This is a genomic window from Enteractinococcus helveticum, from assembly GCF_001657475.1.
GTDB classification, from domain to species: Bacteria; Actinomycetota; Actinomycetes; order Actinomycetales; family Micrococcaceae; genus Yaniella; species Yaniella helvetica.
Genome location: NZ_LXEY01000071.1, coordinates 1 through 882, shown reverse-complemented (window position 1 = coordinate 882; position 882 = coordinate 1). Strand labels below are relative to the sequence as shown.

Here is an 882-nt window from a genome sequence, read left to right as displayed (position 1 = left end):
ATCTCGTCAACGGTAATCGTGGTGGTCATGCGGTGACCTCCCGTTGGGTGAGTTGGTCATAGATGCCTAGATCGATCACTGAGGCGACCGGTTCGCTGCCTTGGGCCATCCGACGAGCGAGCATCCCCAGTGCGGCGTGGCCGGGGTCGTCGCCGGTGGTGATCAGCCGGGTTGCTGCGGTGGTGGCGGTGGCAAAATCTGTGGCTTGGGCTGCCTCGTGCAAGCTGGCAAACAGCCGGCGCCGGTCGGTGGCTGGGGCGGTATCGAGCCAATCACGGATGGGGTCATCCACCATGCGGCGCACCGGTGAGTGGCTCCAGGATCCGGGTTTGGCCATCAATAACGGCAATAGGGCTGCGGGTTCAAAAATGGTGCCCTCGTGGCGGCCGAACACGCGCTGAAACGTGACCACCGGATGCGAGTCTTCATCCAAGATTTCGATCGTATCGGCGCGGATCCCCACGGTCAGGGATCGGCCGTGGAAGCTGGGTCCGGCGGCATAGGTGTTGGCTTCAACTTGAATATAGCCGCGTCGGTCAGCTTTTCGGGGTTCATAGCGCACCGGATCAAACCCAATGCCCGGTAATGGCAAGCAGGCTTGGAGATCCTGGGCGAACAGGTCACTGATGGGCACTTGCTGGCGGTAATGGTCCTCGGTGGCCAGTTCGTCACACCGAGCCAGCAACATGGTATTGAGCGCATCTAACGAGGTCACCTGCGGCTCGGGCACCAGCAAATTGCGCCGTAAGAACCCCACCGCGTTTTCCACGCTGCCTTTCTCATGACCCGAATCGGGATTGCAAAACCTCGAGTGGGCCCGGTAATGCAGTCGGAAAGCCGAAAACAACGACGTTTCGATCACCTGTTTTTGGACGCGTTTGC

General features: G+C 60.3%; 1 protein-coding gene. It reads right to left on the bottom strand.

All coding sequences use genetic code 11. From position 1 onward, the window contains the following. Positions 1-25: 25 nt before the first annotated feature. Positions 26-882, bottom strand: an 857-nt coding sequence (locus A6F49_RS14545; RefSeq protein WP_043055280.1) for a Mu transposase domain-containing protein, incomplete at its 5' end; no start/stop codon positions are given.